The sequence below is a fragment of the Balneolaceae bacterium genome (genome assembly GCA_034521495.1).
GTDB lineage: Bacteria > Bacteroidota > Rhodothermia > Balneolales > Balneolaceae > Rhodohalobacter.
In genome coordinates, this window is sequence record JAXHMK010000011.1 from 45229 (window position 1) to 63056 (window position 17828).

At 42.8% G+C, this 17828-nt stretch carries 13 protein-coding genes and 1 pseudogene; 11 read left to right on the forward strand and 3 right to left on the reverse strand.

Going from position 1 to position 17828, the window contains the following annotated elements:
• The first annotated feature begins 13 nt into the window (after nucleotides 1–13).
• The 4 genes from U5K72_12980 (at nucleotide 14) to U5K72_12995 (ending at nucleotide 4138) form a co-directional block, all read left to right on the forward strand.
• Nucleotides 14–541 (forward strand): hypothetical protein, encoded by a 528-nt coding sequence (locus U5K72_12980; protein ID MDZ7719724.1) that lies wholly within the window; start codon nucleotides 14–16, stop codon nucleotides 539–541.
• 455 nt (nucleotides 542–996) lie between these two features.
• Nucleotides 997–2547, forward strand: a complete 1551-nt coding sequence (locus tag U5K72_12985; protein ID MDZ7719725.1) for a cation:proton antiporter family protein — start codon at nucleotides 997–999, stop codon at nucleotides 2545–2547.
• Nucleotides 2544–3191: a DsbA family protein gene (locus tag U5K72_12990; protein ID MDZ7719726.1), complete on the forward strand. Its 648-nt coding sequence runs from the start codon at nucleotides 2544–2546 to the stop codon at nucleotides 3189–3191. Before U5K72_12985 ends, U5K72_12990 begins: the two co-directional genes overlap by 4 nt.
• 50 nt (nucleotides 3192–3241) lie before the next feature.
• Nucleotides 3242–4138, forward strand: a complete 897-nt coding sequence (locus tag U5K72_12995) for a diacylglycerol kinase family protein (GenBank protein MDZ7719727.1) — start codon at nucleotides 3242–3244, stop codon at nucleotides 4136–4138.
• A gap of 2 nt (nucleotides 4139–4140) precedes the next feature.
• On the opposite strand, the gene U5K72_13000 is transcribed toward U5K72_12995, so the two are convergent.
• Nucleotides 4141–4341: a hypothetical protein gene (locus U5K72_13000; protein MDZ7719728.1), complete on the reverse strand. Its 201-nt coding sequence runs from the start codon at nucleotides 4339–4341 to the stop codon at nucleotides 4141–4143.
• Nucleotides 4342–4458: 117 nt separating this feature from the next.
• Here U5K72_13000 and U5K72_13005 point away from each other — a divergent pair, with 117 nt between their 5' ends.
• The 5 genes from U5K72_13005 to U5K72_13025 all read left to right on the forward strand — a co-directional run bounded on the left by U5K72_13005 (nucleotide 4459) and on the right by U5K72_13025 (nucleotide 11692).
• Nucleotides 4459–5760: a choice-of-anchor B family protein gene (locus tag U5K72_13005; protein MDZ7719729.1), complete on the forward strand. Its 1302-nt coding sequence runs from the start codon at nucleotides 4459–4461 to the stop codon at nucleotides 5758–5760.
• Nucleotides 5757–6674, forward strand: coding sequence for an aldo/keto reductase (locus tag U5K72_13010; GenBank protein MDZ7719730.1), 918 nt, complete (start codon nucleotides 5757–5759; stop codon nucleotides 6672–6674). The genes U5K72_13005 and U5K72_13010 overlap by 4 nt, the downstream gene beginning before the upstream one ends.
• 143 nt (nucleotides 6675–6817) lie before the next feature.
• Entirely contained in the window at nucleotides 6818–8047 is a 1230-nt protein-coding gene (locus tag U5K72_13015) for a pyridoxal phosphate-dependent aminotransferase family protein (GenBank protein ID MDZ7719731.1), read from the forward strand.
• 93 nt (nucleotides 8048–8140) lie between these two features.
• The gene (locus U5K72_13020; protein MDZ7719732.1) at nucleotides 8141–9211 is read left to right on the forward strand and encodes a serine hydrolase; all 1071 of its coding nucleotides are present in this window, start codon (nucleotides 8141–8143) and stop codon (nucleotides 9209–9211) included.
• Between the two features lie 498 nt (nucleotides 9212–9709).
• A complete protein-coding gene (locus U5K72_13025; protein ID MDZ7719733.1) occupies nucleotides 9710–11692 on the forward strand; it encodes an alpha/beta fold hydrolase in 1983 nt (660 codons plus the stop codon).
• A gap of 54 nt (nucleotides 11693–11746) precedes the next feature.
• Here the strand turns inward: U5K72_13025 and U5K72_13030 are convergent, their stop codons facing one another.
• A complete protein-coding gene (locus U5K72_13030; protein ID MDZ7719734.1) occupies nucleotides 11747–12016 on the reverse strand; it encodes a hypothetical protein in 270 nt (89 codons plus the stop codon).
• Nucleotides 12017–12291: 275 nt separating this feature from the next.
• Here U5K72_13030 and U5K72_13035 point away from each other — a divergent pair.
• Nucleotides 12292–13293: pseudogene (locus tag U5K72_13035) on the forward strand (MBL fold metallo-hydrolase).
• A 648-nt stretch (nucleotides 13294–13941) separates the two neighbouring features.
• On the opposite strand, the gene U5K72_13040 reads toward U5K72_13035, so the two are convergent.
• Complete coding sequence (locus tag U5K72_13040; GenBank protein ID MDZ7719735.1) at nucleotides 13942–14472, reverse strand: septal ring lytic transglycosylase RlpA family protein; 531 nt, start codon at nucleotides 14470–14472, stop codon at nucleotides 13942–13944.
• A gap of 212 nt (nucleotides 14473–14684) precedes the next feature.
• On the opposite strand from U5K72_13040, the gene U5K72_13045 reads away from it, so the two are divergent.
• On the forward strand, nucleotides 14685–17711 hold the full coding sequence (locus tag U5K72_13045; protein MDZ7719736.1) for a PVC-type heme-binding CxxCH protein: 3027 nt from the start codon (nucleotides 14685–14687) through the stop codon (nucleotides 17709–17711).
• Nucleotides 17712–17828 lie beyond the last annotated feature (117 nt).

Consider the following 17828-nt stretch of genomic DNA (forward strand, 5'->3'; position numbering starts at 1 on the left):
AAATATTTCGAAAATGAAAGTAGATTTACCCTCTCTGATTATTGGAATCCTTGCATTGGCTACCTTTTTTGTGCCGATTACCTGGTATCAAATATCAGAAAAAATAAAAGAAAAGAGATTAAACAATGAACTGACGCAGTATGCACAAAAAGAGAATCTCACTCTTACCAATACTGAGATTTGGAGCGACCATTATGCGTTGGGAATTGACAAAAAATGTAAAAAGCTTGTGTACCTGAATCAAAGTGAGAACAAGGATCAAAAAAAGGTTGTTGATCTTTCGAAAGTTCAAAAATGCAAAGTGTCGAATGGTACGAAAACGGTTCGCAGTGTAAGCGGAAATAAACGTATTCTCACCAATATTGATCTCCTATTTCACTATCGCGAATCGGGGAAAAGCGCTACATCACTGGAAGTTTATAATAATAATAACGGACGAACACTGAGTTACGAAATATCAATCGCTAATAAATTAGCCCGTTCCATTCGGCCTCTGCTGAATTCAACTTCAGAACACAGTTACAGGATTCCGAAGTCCTAATTATAATCCCAAGGCTTAAAAAAGTCCTGGGATTTTTAAGCTGAGGACTTACCCCATTTTTGTAAGTGTAAACTTATTGCATGTTGTATGTCCTTTTGTCTTGATACAAAAGAACGAAAAATCAAGACTGTGAATACTTGGCGGCGGACACGAGTTCACCGTGGAATCCTTTCAATGGTCCATCAGGCTTTCAGCCCTTAAATTTCGCTCCTCGCCGGTATGAAAGGATTCTTCTCACGGTTCACTCGTTGTCCTTTTTCCCGCCAACTATTCAAGGTCGGTTATTTTCCCAAAATCCCATTTCCACTTGTTAAATGTATTAAACTGCTGTTATTTAATACTTTAGCATACTTAAACTTAAAATTTCGGGGTAACTTCTCTTTTAAGCTGGCGTGTATCACTCTAAAACAATTGGTACCTTCTCTATTTAAATTTGAAGAAGAAATTTTTTGTAGATGGACATAATTTGGGTAGGCGTCGCTTTTTTATTCGGCTTTGGTGTATCGAAGGTTAAACTTCCCCCACTGGTTGGATTTCTCCTGGCCGGTTTAATATTGTCAATTGCAGGTTATGAGGCAGGCGATATGCTCCACGAGATTTCACATCTTGGAGTGCTTTTTTTGTTGTTTACCGTTGGTTTGCACATCCGACTCAAGAATATTCTTCGGTTTGATATTTTAGGAGTGAGCCTTATACATCTACTCTTCTCTACCCTTATTTTTACTCCTGTAGCCATTTTTTTTGGACTTGGAATTGAAGCGGCTGTCATTATTGCTGTTACTCTCGGTTTTTCAAGTACTGTATTAACAGCAAAAAATCTTGAACGAAGAAATGAACTTGGAGCATTTTACGGGAGAACTGCTATCGGGATTCTTATCGTTCAGGATCTTGTAGCCATTGCACTAATTGCCTATATGGGCGGAGGAATTCCATCTTTATGGGCACTATCCCTACTTGCGCTTCCGGTTCTCCGGCCACTATTGCTTAACATTCTAAGTGAGATTCGGGAGGATGAAATCTGGATGCTCCTCGGTCTTGCTCTTGCCCTGGGGGGAGCGGCGCTTTTTGATGCTTTTCATCTTTCAGGAGAGCTTGGGGCTCTTGCCACCGGAATGTTGATAGCTTCTGATGAAAGAGCCGATAAAATTGGCAAAAAGATGTGGGGAATAAAAGAGGCCTTTCTGGTTGGTTTTTTTCTTGAAGTGGGTCTTACGGGATTTCCTGAAACCAGCGGTTACTATTTCTTAGGAATTTTGATCGTTCTATTACCTCTAAAATCTATTCTTTTTTATTTATTATTTACACGGTTCAGGTTGCGTGGTCGAACCAGTTTTCTGGCTACTGTTTCACTAACCTCTTATAGTGAATTTACTCTTATTGCCGGGGCTGTTGCTGTATCCACCGGTGTTTTTTCATCTGAGACATTGGTTATTTTGGGTTTAACTACTGCTGTTTCCTATGCATTGAACTCGCCAATCAGCATAAAAGAAGAGAAACTTTGGAACTTATGGCACGATTTCCTGATGAAGTTTGAACAGGAAGGCAAGCACCCGGAACACGAAACAGTGTCTTTGGGATCAGCAGAATTTCTGATTGTTGGAATGGGTAATGCCGGGCGAGCTGCTTATGATAAATTGAAAACCGATGGAAAACCTGTTGTAGGTATGGATATTGACCCTGAAAGAATTGAGCGAAACCTTGCCGATGGCAGGCGTGTTGTTTATGGTGATATACAGGATAGTGATTTGTGGCTAAATCTGGACCTAAGCAACATAAATTCCGTTATGATTGCAATGGGAAACGAAACAGTAAAAGTTAATGCCACCAAAACTCTTCGGGCTATCGGTTTTGATGGTTTGATTTATGTATTAACCATGCGCGAAGAAGAGGCAAAAATTATGCAGGAAGCCGGGGCCAGTGCCGTTTCCATTCCCATTAAAGAAGCGGGGGAACGATTGGCTGAGTTCAGTGCTGAAATTGCAAACAACAAAAAAGCTTCAATATGAAACCGACTCTGATTTATACTTTTGATCCACTTTGCGGATGGTGCTTTGGATTTCACCCCATCATGAAAAAATTGAAAGAGCGTTTTGAGGATGAATTATATGTGAAAGTGATACCGGGTGGTTTAGCAACGGGCGAAAATGCTCAAAAAATAAGCGAAGGCTACGATTATATCTTAAATGCACTGAAACGGGTTGAAGATACAACAGGCGTTCAGTTCGGTGAAAACTTTAAACTTCTGGCTGAAGAGGGGTCATATTTCTATAATTCTGAGCCTTCATGCAGAATTCAAAATGTAGTTAATGAAATAAAACCGGATGAGTCACTAAAATTCGCCGGCACTTTGCATGAAGCATTTTTTGTTGATGGAAAAAACATGAATGAATGGGATACATTTGCTGACCTGCTTACTCAACACTCTGTCGATTTGGAAAAAGCAAAATCTCTATACGAGTCGGAAGAAATCAAACAAAAAACAACCGAGCAGTTTGAATGGTGTGCTAAAAATGAAGCAACTGCCTTTCCAACGCTTCTTCTTCATATCGGTGATGAGATTGGCGTAATGTCCCGCGGTTATCGTCCATTTGATATTCTTGAATCTCATTTACATCACCTGTTGAACAACATTAAAAAAGTTCAGGATTAAGCTTAACGTAAAGCACTTTTAAATACATCTCTTTTGATGTAGTATGCGGTATGCAAAATCAAGACACTCGCATTTGCTTTATTTTCAATCCTGCGGCCAATCGAAACCGCTCCCTTCAGCATGTTGACTGGCTTCGACAGAAGGCGTCATCATTCTGGAAAAATTACGAGATCGTGATTGCTGACAAAGGGGAATCACTGATTGATCTTGCCCAATTAAAATCAAAATTTTTTGATGTAATTGTTGCTTGCGGCGGAGATGGAACTATCAGCCAAATCGTAAACGGACTTGCTCAAACCGATACCGTTTTAGGTGTGCTGCCAATTGGTTCAGGAAATGATTTTGTGAAATCAATCGGACTCAATAAACCCCTTCCCGAATGTCTTGAAATTATCCATCAACAAAATATCTCAACCATTGACTTAATACGATATGAAGGAGATGCCGAGGGGTGGTGTGCAAATACAATTGGCATGGGCATAGATGGATGGGCAAATTATTATGCAGATCAGATATCCTGGATTAAAGGGCGAATGCAATATTATTTGGGAGCTTTAAAGGCAATTTTGAATTTCCGGGGATCTCATATAACTATTCAATCAAAAGAGTTCTCAGAGAACGGTAAATTCATGATGGCAACGATCTGCAACGGAAAATGGGAAGGGGGAAACTTCTTTGTTGCCCCGAATGCTGATATGGGAGATGGAAAGCTGGATATATTAACAATAAAAAAGGTTTCCGTTCTGTTTCTTATTGCATATCTGTTGAGGTTTAGGTGGGGACCCGCACCCTGGATGAAAGGAATAAAAACGTTCAGGACTGAAAGTATTGAACTTTCGAGTTCGGCCCCGGTTGCCGTTCACAGGGATGGTGAACATCTTGGAACAGACATCCGTCATTTAAAATTTACCGTTGCAAAAAAAGCCTTACGGGTGATAACTCCATAGAACTACTGAATTTGATAATACTCTTCATAAACGTAATTCCACAAACCGGCAAGATTAGATCCTTTGTTGTGTGGATTTTTTGAGGAAGATGATTTCATGGCGTCAATACAGGCTCTTTCACGAGCATGCCGAATGGCTTTCATCTGGTGTTTGGTAGGATTCTCAATCATTTCTTCGTACATCTCAATATCGGAATCAGACATAATATTTGTTTGTATATTAGAGGTTGATGGTTGGTTCTTCTAAAATGGCAGAAGTTCTCGTTAAATCAAGTTTTAACGCTTACTCTTCAAAGCCGCACATTATTTATAACGGATTTTATGGCTAAAATGTTTCGTTATTTCGTTGTTTTAAGCGTTTTATCAACACTCCTCATAGTAAGCTGCCAGTCGAATACTTCACCCGAAAAGCCCTCTTACACTCCTTGTACCAATGGATTTTCAGATGGTTTTCCCTGTAACAATGTAAGTCTTTATGCCCATGTTGATACCTCTCAACTCTCCGGGGAACTGTTAAGTGATATCTGGGGATGGATCGACCCGGAAACTGGTAAAGAGTACGCCATCGTTGGATTAAATAACGGCGTTGATATTGTAGATGTAACAGATCCATCAGATCCTGAGGTCATCGGATTTATTCCTGAGCCAAATACCTCCACTGAAAAGTCTATTACATTCCAGGCTCACGATGACGGTGACGGCCTGAAGGAAAACTCTGCCTGGCGTGATATGAAAGTACATAAGAATACACTCTATATTGTGAGTGAACAGGCCAGCTACGGACTTCAATTTTTTGATTTGACCCTGCTTCGGGAAGTTGAAAATCCACCGGTCGAATTTTCCGAATATGGCAGATATACTGAGTTTGGGAATGCTCATAATATTTTTGTCAACGAAAATAGTGAATATCTCTATGTTACCGGCAGCACTACAGGTGTACTATGTGCAGAGCAAGGTGGTTTGCATATGATTGAGATCTCCTTTCCCCATCAACCCAAATTTGCAGGATGTTATGTGGATGAAAACGCCGGCGGATTTACAACGAGCGGTTATATTCACGACACTCAGTGCGTTATCTATTCCGGTCCTGATGCAGATTATCAAGGCAAAGAGATATGTTTTAATTCCAGCGAGGAAGTTTTTTTGATATCTGATGTAACGGATAAAAATGATCCAGCCACAATTTCAATGGAGACCTATCCCGGCTCAAGTTATATTCACCAGGGCTGGCTGTCTGAAGATCAGCGATACTTTTTTATGAATGATGAGTTGGATGAACGATACAATCACACCAATACCCGAACCTATGTTTGGGACTTGCAGGATTTAGATCAACCTGAAATGATTGGACATTATCAGCACAGCACTCCCGGTATCGATCACAATCTCTACATTAAAGATGATTTTATGTACCAGGCAAATTATACTGCCGGCCTTAGAGTTCTGGATATATCTGATCCAACTCCCGCAAACATTTCTGAAGTAGCCTATTTTGATACAACACCCCAAAATGAGTCTGTTACTTTTGGCGGACTTTGGTCAGTATACCCGTGGCTTTTGGGCGACAAAATTATCGTAAGCGATATTAACCAGGGACTTTTCATTTTAAAATTTCAACCATGACACAAACAGAATCAAACCGAATAAATCTACACCATAACGGACCTGAATTTTCTAAACTTGCAGCCGGATTTTGGCGACTGAACGAGTGGAACATCTCCACTACCGAGCTGATCGATTTTATTGAAACTTGCCTGGAAGTTGGCATTACTACTATGGACCATGCTGATATTTATGGGGACTATCAAAATGAAGGTATTTTTGGCAAAGCGTTGAAAGAACGGCCCGATCTGCGGGAAGAGATAGAGATTGTATCGAAGTGTGGAATTTGCCTGCCGGTTGAAAGTCGGCCACAATATAAACTTCAGCACTATAACACAACAGCAGAACATATTCGAACCTCTGTTGAAAATTCCCTTCAACAATTGAATACAGAATACCTGGATTTGATACTCATCCACCGCCCGGATCCTTTGATGGACGCTTCAGAAATGGCAGATATTTTCATGAAGCTGCTTGACGAGGAAAAAATTAAATATGTGGGTGTTTCAAACTTCACAACATCGCAGTTTAAACTTCTTCAAAGTAAGTTAGATATTCCTCTCGTCACCAATCAGGTTGAATGTTCACTGCTTCATCTTGATGCTATTTACGACGGCACGTTCGATCAATGCCAGGAACTCAATATCTCTCCTATGCTTTGGTCGCCATTTGCAGGCGGGAAGCTCTTCACGGATAACACTAAACGGATCAAAAGAATTAAAAAAACCGGGGATAAACTTTGCAAAAAGTACAACATCGAATTCGATCAGCTTGCATTAGCCTGGTATCTGCGGCTCCCCGGTAATCCACTTGTTGTTCTTGGAACCGGCAAGAAAAAGCGCATCAAAAAAGCCTCAAAAGCCTTAAACATAAAACTCGAGCGCCAGGATTGGTTCCGAATGCTTGAAGCATCACAGGGAGAACCGGTGCCTTAAGTATCATATTTTAATCTACACAACTCTCTTATAACTTTTGACATGCTTGCCAATTTCCTTACTTTTGAAAAGTTCAACAAAAGATAAATATAGTACTGTTTCAGTAAATATTACCAGTATAAAAATTTAGCTTAAATCTCTTTATGGATCTATTTAAAAAGCTGGAAAACCGTCCAAGTCCTTTAGGGGAATTCACATCAGACGGATACGGCTATTATACATTCCCCAAACTTGAAGGACCTTTGGGGCCCAAAATGAAATTTAATGGTAAAGATGTTGTCGTTTGGAGTATTAACGATTATTTAGGCATCGGTGCCAATCCAGACATTCACGAAGTCGATCATCAGGCAGCCAAAAAACACACGTTCAGTGTACCAATGGGAGCCCGGCTTATGACCGGCAACTCCGATCAACACGAAGCGCTGGAAAAAGAACTGGCTGATTTTGTTCATAAACCTCATGCCCTGTTACTTAACTACGGATACCAGGGAATTATGAGCGTAATACACGGACTGGTTGATCGCAATGATTTCTTGATTTATGATGAATTGAGCCATGCTTGTATTGTGGACGGGAAGCAGCTCGCTATGAGTGATAAATCCGTTTATAAACACAATGATATTGAAAGTCTCGAGAAACAACTGAAACGGGCAGCATCCAGGGCTAAGGAAAACTCTTCTATCCTGGTGGTTACCGAAGGAGTTTTTGGAATGACCGGCGATCTCGGGAAACTAAAAGAGATCATTGCTCTGAAAGAAAAATACGATTTCCGTCTGCTTGTGGATGATGCACACGGCCTTGGCACCCTCGGTGAAGATGGATCGGGTACCGGAACACATTTAGGTGTTCAGGATGGAGTTGATATCTACTTTGGTACTTTTGCAAAATCAGTTGCGTTAATCGGTGCTTTTGTAGCGACCGAACCGCGCGTTGTAGAATTTTTGAAAGCAAACACCCGGAGCCAGATTTTTGCCAAATCACTGCCGCTGGCTATTGTTGAATCGGCCCGAAAACGTATTAAGCTGATCAGAGAAAATCCCCAGTGGAGAGAAAAACTTTGGGAAAACACTCTGAGACTTCGAAATGGATTGAGAGATATTGGTTACAATGTATTACCGTCTGAGAGTCCCGTTACACCCGTTCTTACAGAAGGAAGTACCGAACTTTGTACCACAATTATGCGTGAACTTCGGGAAAAACACGGCGTATTTGTCAGTGGTGTTGCCTACCCGGTGGTTCCGCGCGGCATGGTTTTGATTCGGCTGATCCCGATGGCATCACACACAGATAAGCATATCGATAAAACGCTTAATGCGTTTGAAGCGATCAAACCAATTGTATTTCAGAACGTGAGCGAAAAAATTTCTGCCTGATTCAACAGCAGAAGTTTTTAGCACTTTATTAAACATTGTCTCTGTTGATTCTAACACTAATTTGCAATCGACAGAGACATTTTTTTTCTGCTTATGAGACTCCGCTTCTTACTTTACACAACTTTTCTTTTTGGGCTTATCCTGCTGCCGGGGTGCGACTCATCTTCCACCAGTTCTGAAGTTGAGGATAGTATTATACCAACCGAAAACCTCGAAGCCGCCCGCACCTACGCAATGGAAAACGAAAATGGCGATCCCAAGGGGCAGGCTCTTGTTATTTGGCACAATGGTAACATTTTACTTGAAGAGTATAGATCCAACTTCGATGGACAACAATTGCATCCGTTGTTCAGCGGTTCAAAAAGTTTTGCCGGAATGCTGGCCGCGATCGGTGTTGAAAATGAGCTTTTCACCTTTGAAACCACTCTTGGCGAACTCATCCCCGATTGGGATCCCGACAGTGAACGCGGAAATATTACCATTCGTCAGCTTTTGAACCTCACATCCGGAATTGAAACCCCATCGGCCGGAACCGTCCAAACCGCCGAAGAGTGGCTGGGCGCCGATATGGAGTTCGAACGAGGTTCCACGTTTACCTATGGCCCCACCCCGTTTTATATCTTTTCATGGATTTTTATAGAAGTACTGGGAATTGATCCAATCGAATACCTCGATAAAAATGTTTTCACTCCATTGGGGCTTGTACGCGGCAATTGGAACAATATGGACTTTTTCTATCCCAATTTGGCTTACGGAGCTCGATATCCTGCACTTGACTGGCTCCAAATTGGAATCATGTTGATGAATGGCGGCACATTAAACGGCACCAAAATCATTTCCGAAGATCTCCTGAATGAACTATTAACACCAAGTGATGCCGAACCCGGCTATGGAATTACATTCTGGCTGAATACACCTGTTGGTCAACAGAAAAGATCGGTGAACAATATTCCTGAACACGCGAAAAACCAGAACACTGATAAGATGATATCGGATCTGATGCCGGATGATCTTTTTATGATGTCAGGTTTTTTAGGGCAGAAATTATATGTAATTCCCTCTCTGAATCTCGTGATCGTACGCTTTGGGTTAATCGGTGTCTTTACCGATGAGGAGTTCTTTTCGAGACTGATGGAGGGAGTGGATCAAACTTCTTTAGAATAAAGAATACTGAACAAGGAATAACGAATATCGAAATTTCTTAATTCTTACTCGTTCCGATGCTCTGCTTCGGGACGCACTCCCGGAAGCTCCGCTTCTAATAAATTCTCTCGCTACCATCCTGAAAAGTTCGGGCTAAAGATTCGCGAACTCTTCGAAAACTTCGCGGATCTCAGGAATGTATCCTCTTAAATCGCTTGATTCAAACTCAGAATCCCGTTATCGTGTCAACAAATTAAATCAGTCGAAGACATTGTATTTTTTCTTACTACTACAATCTATTGCAATAGGCAAAATGTAATTTTCCGTTTCTGAGCATATTACCAGCACTAAAAATACAATGTCTCACACACATCGATCCGATCACTCCAACAATTTAATCAATATCTCATGCGGCGTTTTTTATTCTGTTTGATCCTTCTTCTTGGTTTTATATCCCAGGATGTTTTTTCTCAAAATGTCCCAACTGATCTCACCCTCAAAAAAATCTTTCTCGAACCGATGATTCCGGGTATCCGGCCTGAATTCGATTTCGTTTCGGGAGATCAATCCAAAATCTTTTTTGAGTGGAATGATTCATCCTACTACGAAACCAGTTTATATTCAGTGGATTGGAACGGCAACAATCTTAAAGATGTGGACGATGAAGAAGTTTATGAGCCCGTCCATTCACCTGATGGATCAAAAATAGCCTATACAAAAGATGATGACATTTATGTTGCAAATGTGGATGGATCAAATGAAGAACTCATCGTACAATCGCTGGAGGATGAATCGGAATTAAACTGGTCACCCGACAGCCAGAAACTTGCGTTTGTTATGGACGGTAATGTGTGGGTTACAAATGTAAATTCACCGGCCATTCAGCAGATCACAAAGAAGGAAAACGAAGCCCCAAATTTTTCAATTTACGAGTGGGCCGGGAATGATCAGTTGATTGTTGGTCAGGCTGATTATTCAGATACCCGAACCCTTTATTTCCCCGAATATGTTGATAAATTTGTTGAACCGGGTGAAGAGCAGCGTGGAATCCCTGAGGTATCCATTTTCGTAGCTTCGTTTGATACAACGGCCCTTGACACACTCGTCACCGGCAAGCATTGGTCGTCCGTCAGTACATCTCACAACGGTCGATATGTAGGCATCGACTGGGCAGATCCGCCGCTGAAACATCGCAAGATTTTCGTTCACGATCTTCAGGAACGTTCAAAAACCATTGTATTTGAGGATTCAACCGACGGCTGGATTAGCGAACGGGAACGAGATATGCAATTTGCGCCGGAAGGCGATCAGCTTTTCTTTTTGTCTGAGCAGGATGGCTGGAATCACATCTACACGGTACATGCAGACGGATCAAACCTCACACAACATACCTCTGGTGATTATTATGTACCCTGGGCAAGCTGGGTTGATGAGGAAACGATCCTATTTGCGAGCAATGAAGAAGATTATGGCGTCCGCCAGATCTACAGCTTAGATGTTGATGACAACGATGTTGAACAACTGACCGAAGAAACCGCCTACCGCTATCAATTTGAACTCACGCCAGACCGATCTAACCTGATTTATGCCAAAACATTCTTCAACCGTCCGTACGATCTGTATCGGCTCAACCTGGAAAATCCTGATGAAGAGATCCAACTGACAAATTCAGTCCCCGACAGTTTTTATGATTACGACTGGCAGCGTGAGGAGTATGTTCGGTTTACGGGCCGTGATGGAGAGACAGAAATTTCGGCTTCACTTCTCTATCCCCAAGATTATGATGAGAGTCAGGAGTATCCGGTTGTTGTTTTTGTTCACGGTGCAGGATCGCTTCAAAATGTGTATCAAGGCTGGTCGCAGAACTATTGGCGCGAGTATATGTTCAACCAGTTGCTGAACAAGCATGGGTACATTGTACTGGAAGTGGATTATCGGCACAGCCTGGGGTATGGGCGCGATTTTCGCGAAGATGTAACCAACTGGATGGGCAAGTATGAAACGCACGATATCGTAGACGGGCTCGATTGGGCTGAGGAGCACACCAATGGAGCGTTAGATCTGGACAGAGTTGGAATTTATGGCGGCAGCTACGGCGGATTTATGGCGCTCTATGCTCTCACCGCTGCCCCCGAACGATTTGATGCCGGAGCCGCACTCCGTAAAGTAACCAATTGGAGAAATTACTACTATGCCAATCCCTGGTACACGCTTCCGCGACTGGGTGATCCCGAAGAGGTCCCTGAACACTACGACCGGAGCTCTCCCCTCACCTATGCCGATGAATTGGAACACCCGGTTCTGCTTCTCCACGGACTGGAAGATGACAACGTTGGATTCCAGGATGCCATGCAATATGTGCAGGAACTTATAGAATCCGGGCACCAGGAGTTCGACCTGATGGTCTACCCCAACGAAGCACACAGCTTCCAGGATGCCGATTCATGGTACGATGAGTATAGAAGAATTTTTGAGTTTTTTGAGGAGGAGTTGAAGGAGTGAAAGGGCAAAAGTGAAAAGTGAGAGGTGGATGGCGCAAGCGTCCCGCTTGTGCACTCAGTCACCCTGCTTTGACGGATACTTTTCGTTAAGAATCCAAACACTTTCAGAGCCTGATTCTTCAGAATCAATAATTCCCTGGTCTCTCAGGCGCTTGCCAATCCAGGTAAAATCATATTGCCAGCTCCTGAAATGTTTGCCAGAATCGTGCAATTCCTTCTTATGATTTCTCCAGGTCTGTTTTGCAACCTCCATCATAGAAGCTTTTCCACCGAGATCATGTAAAGCTTCAATTGCCCATTGATCCAGATCATTCATATCAGCCATCGTAATTAGATTTATTTATCTCTTGCTTGAACCCAAAAAAGTACCCAACAAATTATAACCAGTTTAAAAGATCCCTGCAAAATTCGATAAATGCTGAAGATCTGGTAAAAAATTGTAACTCAGGATCTTTGTAATTTTACTCTTCCTCTTATTCTTTATCAGTCTGATAAAAACCTTATTATTCTATTTCAAATTTTTAAACAATTGTTCAAATTCTGGTGAAAAAATTAATGCTCTGGATACTCAGCATCCTCATCTTTATTGCTTTAGGAATAATGTTTTTGGGATGGTGGTTTTCCGCCCCTGTTTATAACGGACCAAACTCCGGCCATTTCAACGGAACAACTTTCGAAAATCTCGAAGATGTTGAAGCCAAAGGTTTTATTGATCTTTTAAAATGGTCCTTTAATCGCGATGAGGGCGAATGGACAGAACTAACAGAAGAGGATGTAAGTTTCGCTGAAAAGCCCGCCTCCAGAGTTACAAATTCTCTGGCGATTACTTATGTGAATCACGCCACTTTTCTCATTCAAACCGGCGGATTGAATATCCTCACTGATCCGGTGTGGAGTGACAGGGTAAGCCCGCTGAGTTTCGCGGGCCCCAAACGGATGCGTCCGCCCGGCTTAAAATTCGAAGATCTCCCGGAGATTGACCTCGTACTGATCAGCCATAACCACTACGATCATCTGGACATTGAAACTCTTAAGAAACTCAATGCTCAATATGCACCCGAGTTTCATCGTACCGCTTGGGGTTGATCTTGTACTTAAATCAACAAGGCATTTCTAATACAACAGCTTCCTTGGACTGGTGGGAGGATCAGTCCGCTTCAGAATCCGTGAATAGTCACATCGGTTCCTGCTCAACACTTTTCATCACGCGGACTGTTTGACAGGAATAAAACACTTTGGTCCGGCTATGTTTTGGAGACAAATTCGGGAAATGTGTACTTCGCCGGAGATACTGGTTACGGTGCGTTCTTTCAGGAGATTGGTGAAAGGTTTGAAAACATCACCGTTGGATTAATTCCCATTGGTGCGTATAAACCTGAATGGTTTATGAGTCCGATTCACGTCAATCCTGAAGAAGCGATCCAGATTCATAAAGATGTGAATGCAGAGATCAGTTTTGGAATGCATTTTGGTACGTTTCCACTTGCCGATGACGGAATGGAAGAACCGGTGAATGATTTTACTAAAGCGATGAAAAAACCGGAAAATGCCGGGGTTAATTTCAAACTCTTAACGGAGGGGGATACGTTTATGCTTCAGTAGATCATTCCCATTTTAAAAGCAGAGTCTATTGTTATGCCAACTCATACCTGTCAGTTGTGTGAAGACCTGACAGCATTCCCGGTGCCCGTGTTTTTCTGGTCCCGTTTTCTCAAAGCATTTCAGACAGCAAATTATTTGACATAAAATGTAGTCAAACTGAATGTATGTATAGCTATTAAGGCGATACATTCATACAATACCAATAGTAATTTAAATTGTGGTAATGAATGTCGGCTAAAGCCACCGATTTGGTGGAGCTATCCGCGCCGGTCAGCTGAAGCATGACGGTAATTCCAAACACAGTCCTCTATTGCCAGCTTGACTTTAGTCAACTGGTTGTCAAATCTCGACTCAGCAGCTGGAGCGTTAGCCGCATGCGCCACCATTATTCATTTAACAAAACCTGCAGTAAATTGAGTCTGATATCACTTGATTTGAAAAGATGTGTTCACACGATAGGATCATCTGTAAGTATTCCAAGCTTTCCGTCTGCAACGTATCTTTTGAAAAGGATGAACATATGGCGATTTTCCGAGGCCAATGCTGTCAGATCCCCAATAGGGATCCCGTCGAGACAGTAGGTGCTGACAGATTTCGACCGACATTGCATCATTGACTTGACACTATTCTGTTTCGTAAACCGGGCGTTCAGAACTGACGATTTTCCCCGAAAGCAATATCAGAAAAATCACGCTTCAGTTCATTGATTGGAAATGCCTCACGAAGAATCGAATGCAGCATTTCAAGTGGAATCTCAGTTCTTTTTATTGGACTGGAGTCGCGGGAGATCCCAGGCAGTGAATGTTCAGCTATCTCATCATTCACAACCTCAACACTTACTTTGGCAATCCCGGAATCAATAATCTCAAGCCGGCGGGCTGCCTCCATTGAAATGTCAATAATTCTCTTTTTGATAAATGGTCCGCGGTCGTTAATCCGTACGATAACCGACTTCTTGTTTTTCAGATTTGTAACTCTCACTCGCGTATCAAACGGTAATGTTGGGTGAGCGGCCGTGAGCTCATTCATATCAAAAACCTCCCCTCCGGCAGTTGTATTAGTATGCAATCCGGGGCCGTACCAGCTTGCAAGTCCGGTTTCAGACTGCGAAAATGCCATTTTATCAAATCCAAGAAAAATAAAAGCAACTAATAAGAATCCCTTCAGATATCTATGCATGAGAGATTGGTATAACGGGAATACTGAGAGTCAGGTTTGTTTCATTGTTAGAGAAAATTAAGATTATCATACCTGAAAGTCATCTGGTTATTGATGATTGTCTACTGTTAACTGCTTCCTGAATCCTCTTTTGCGAATAAAAGTTTTTCATTTACATTATCGGTGTTGTCTATCAAAAATAAATAGTACCGGATAAAATTACTTGGGTAAGTATGAAGGATATACAGATATGGATGGTAATAGTTGCAATTCTCATCGCCATCCCGGGATGTTCGCAAGACGAAACACCAGATTACAGCGAACTGACCGATGAACAAAAACGAAGTGCAGAATATGCTCTCGCCGGATTAGAAACACGCGATGGACTGGAAACTACTCTTTTTGCCGCAGAAGATATGCTGGTCAATCCCACCAACATGGATGTAGATGCAGAGGGCCGCGTGTGGGTTACGGAAGGATATAACTACCGGTCGGAGCTCAACCCGGAAAATCCAATCAGAGAAGAGGGCGACCGAATTGTGATTCTGGAAGACACCGACGGCGACAGCAAGGCCGACACCAGTAAGGTATTTTACCAGGGAAACGATATTAATTCTGCACTTGGAATTATGGTGCTGGATAACCGGGTATTTGTTTCCCGAAGTCCGCACATTTTTATTTTTACCGATACAGACGGAGATGACAAAGCCGATGAGAAAGAAGTTCTGTTTAGTGGAATTGAAGGTGTTCAGCATGATCATGGTGTTCACGCATCAATTTTTGGGCCGGATGGCAAACTCTACTTCAATATGGGGGACCAGGGCAACGTGATTAAGGATGCAGAGGGAAATATTGTCAAAGATATTTTTGGGAATGAAGTCAGAACGGATGGACATCCATTTCGAAAAGGATTGGTTTTTCGAAGCAATTTGGACGGTTCTGAATTCGAGGTCTTGGGGTACAATTTCAGAAATAATTACGAAGTCGCCCTCGATTCCTACGGCACTCTCTGGCAATCAGACAATGACGACGATGGCAACCAAAGCGTTCGCATCAATTTTGTAATGGAGTATGGAAATTACGGCTATACCGATGAGATGACTGGTGCCGGATGGCGGGCACGCCGAACCAATATCCCCGAGGATATTCCCTCGCGCCACTGGTATCAAAACAGCCCGGGTGTGGTTCCCAATCTGTTACATACCGGCGCGGGCTCTCCAACCGGGATTGTTGTGTATGAAGGCGATCTGCTGCCTGAAATTTTTCAAAATGAGATGATACATGCAGATGCAGGTCCAAATATCATTCGTTCGTATCCCACCGAAAAAGATGGTGCGGGATATACGGCCACCATTGAAAATATTCTTGAAGGCGAGAAAGACCAGTGGTTTCGTCCCTCGGATGTGACGGTGGCACCTGACGGTTCTATCTTTGTAGCTGATTGGTACGATCCCGGAGTGGGCGGCCACCGAATGGGCGATCAGCAACGCGGACGAATTTTCCGAATTGCTCCTGAAGATGTTCCTTATGAAATTCCTGAATTTGATTTGAGTTCGCCAGAAGGTGCTGTCGAAGCATTGAAAAATCCCAACTTGAATCTGCGGGCACGTGCATGGTTAAAGCTTCACGAATGGGATGCAGAAGCGGAGGAAGTTTTGGCTGAACTTTGGGAGTCAGACAATCAACGATACCGGGCCAGGGCACTTTGGTTATTGAGCAAACTGGAATCAAACGGAACTGAATATATTGATGAGGCACTGCAGGATGATAATGAAGATATTCGAATCACAGGATTTCGGGCTGCCCGCCAGTTGGATGTTGATATTACTCCTTATATAGAACAGTTGTCTGATGACCCCTCGCCCCAGGTTCGGCGTGAACTTGCGATTGCCCTTCACAGAAATGACTCACCGGAAGCGGCAGAATTGTGGGCTCAACTTGCAGCACAACACGATGGTAATGATCGATGGTACCTGGAAGCCCTCGGAATTGGAGCGGCCACGCAGTGGGACTCATTTTTTGATGCATGGCTGAATGAAGTTGAAGGCAACTGGAATACGCCTGGCGGACGAGATATTATTTGGCGGTCGCGCGCAGAGGCGGCTATCCCGATGTTGAGTGAATTGATCAAAGATCCTGAGACAGAACTGGATGATAAACTCCGCTATTTCCGTGCGTTCGATTTTCATTCCTCATCAGCAAAGCAAGAGGAGTTGATCAGTCTACTACAAACGGATCTGCCCAGTCAGGATCAGATTCAATTGCTGGCACTGAATCATCTCAATTCTTCTGCATTGGAATCTCCCATCGTGAAAGAAAAACTTGATGAGACTCTGGTAACCGTTCAGGGTACACAAGATTATCTTGACCTGGTTGAAAAGTTTGAACTGGAAACCCGTCACAACGAACTGCTCCGCCTCATGGCTACCTACCCGGATAGCAGCCTTGGAATTCGTGCAGCAAATGTATCGCTTCAAAATAATGGGGAAGAAATGATCAAATCCGTTTTACAGGCAGATGATACGCAGAGACAAAAAACGGTGATTGAAGTGCTTGGATATGCACAATCTTCCCGTTCACTTCAAATACTCCGCGAGTTTATGATGAATGAGGAAAACAATCTCGAAATACGGCAAAGTGCCGTACTGGCTTTTGGCTCAGGCTGGGGCGGCGAGCAGCAGCTTTTTGAGATGGTGAACAACGACGAAATTCCGGAGCCGTTAAAATTTGCGGTTGGACAGGCACTCTCCGATTCATGGCGTGGAGATGTACAAAAAGTAGGAAATGATTTAATTGGTGAAACTGCAGCCGAAAGTGATCTGCCCCCCATTACCGAACTTGTATCCATGGAGGGCGATCCGCAAAACGGACGGGAAGTTTACGCCCGATCCTGCCAGATCTGCCACCAGGTGAATGGCGAGGGAATTAATTTTGGCCCGGCGTTAACAGAAATTGGCTCAAAACTTCCAAAAGAGGGTTTATATGATGCGATTCTGAATCCCAATGCGGGAATTAATTTTGGATATGAAGGATATATTTTGACGATGAACGACGGATCTCAAATGGCTGGAATCATCCAGAGCGAAACCGGTCCGGAACTGACTCTGCTGATGTCCGGTGGATATACCACCACAATCAATAAATCAGAAATAGCAAGCCGGGAACAGATGGAGCAATCCCTCATGCCGGAGAACCTGCACGCGCAGATGAGTCAGCAGGAATTGGTGGATCTTGTGGAATATTTAACGACTTTGGAATAGGAGGAAAGACTTCCGAAGTCTTTAGCACTTTTGTTAAAATCTAAATCATTTAAATTGTTACGAAGTATTTGAGACAGATTCGAAAGACTTCGGAAGTCTCCTTTACTCAGAAGTAAC

Coding starts and splice junctions, on each gene's coding strand:
- U5K72_12980 (MDZ7719724.1), top strand. CDS start 14: ATGAAAGTAGATTTACCCTCTCTGATTATTGGAATCCTTGCATTGGCT.
- U5K72_12985 (MDZ7719725.1), top strand. CDS start 997: ATGGACATAATTTGGGTAGGCGTCGCTTTTTTATTCGGCTTTGGTGTA.
- U5K72_12990 (MDZ7719726.1), top strand. CDS start 2,544: ATGAAACCGACTCTGATTTATACTTTTGATCCACTTTGCGGATGGTGC.
- U5K72_12995 (MDZ7719727.1), top strand. CDS start 3,242: ATGCAAAATCAAGACACTCGCATTTGCTTTATTTTCAATCCTGCGGCC.
- U5K72_13000 (MDZ7719728.1), bottom strand. CDS start 4,341: ATGTCTGATTCCGATATTGAGATGTACGAAGAAATGATTGAGAATCCT.
- U5K72_13005 (MDZ7719729.1), top strand. CDS start 4,459: ATGGCTAAAATGTTTCGTTATTTCGTTGTTTTAAGCGTTTTATCAACA.
- U5K72_13010 (MDZ7719730.1), top strand. CDS start 5,757: ATGACACAAACAGAATCAAACCGAATAAATCTACACCATAACGGACCT.
- U5K72_13015 (MDZ7719731.1), top strand. CDS start 6,818: ATGGATCTATTTAAAAAGCTGGAAAACCGTCCAAGTCCTTTAGGGGAA.
- U5K72_13020 (MDZ7719732.1), top strand. CDS start 8,141: ATGAGACTCCGCTTCTTACTTTACACAACTTTTCTTTTTGGGCTTATC.
- U5K72_13025 (MDZ7719733.1), top strand. CDS start 9,710: ATGATTCCGGGTATCCGGCCTGAATTCGATTTCGTTTCGGGAGATCAA.
- U5K72_13030 (MDZ7719734.1), bottom strand. CDS start 12,016: ATGGCTGATATGAATGATCTGGATCAATGGGCAATTGAAGCTTTACAT.
- U5K72_13040 (MDZ7719735.1), bottom strand. CDS start 14,472: ATGCATAGATATCTGAAGGGATTCTTATTAGTTGCTTTTATTTTTCTT.
- U5K72_13045 (MDZ7719736.1), top strand. CDS start 14,685: ATGAAGGATATACAGATATGGATGGTAATAGTTGCAATTCTCATCGCC.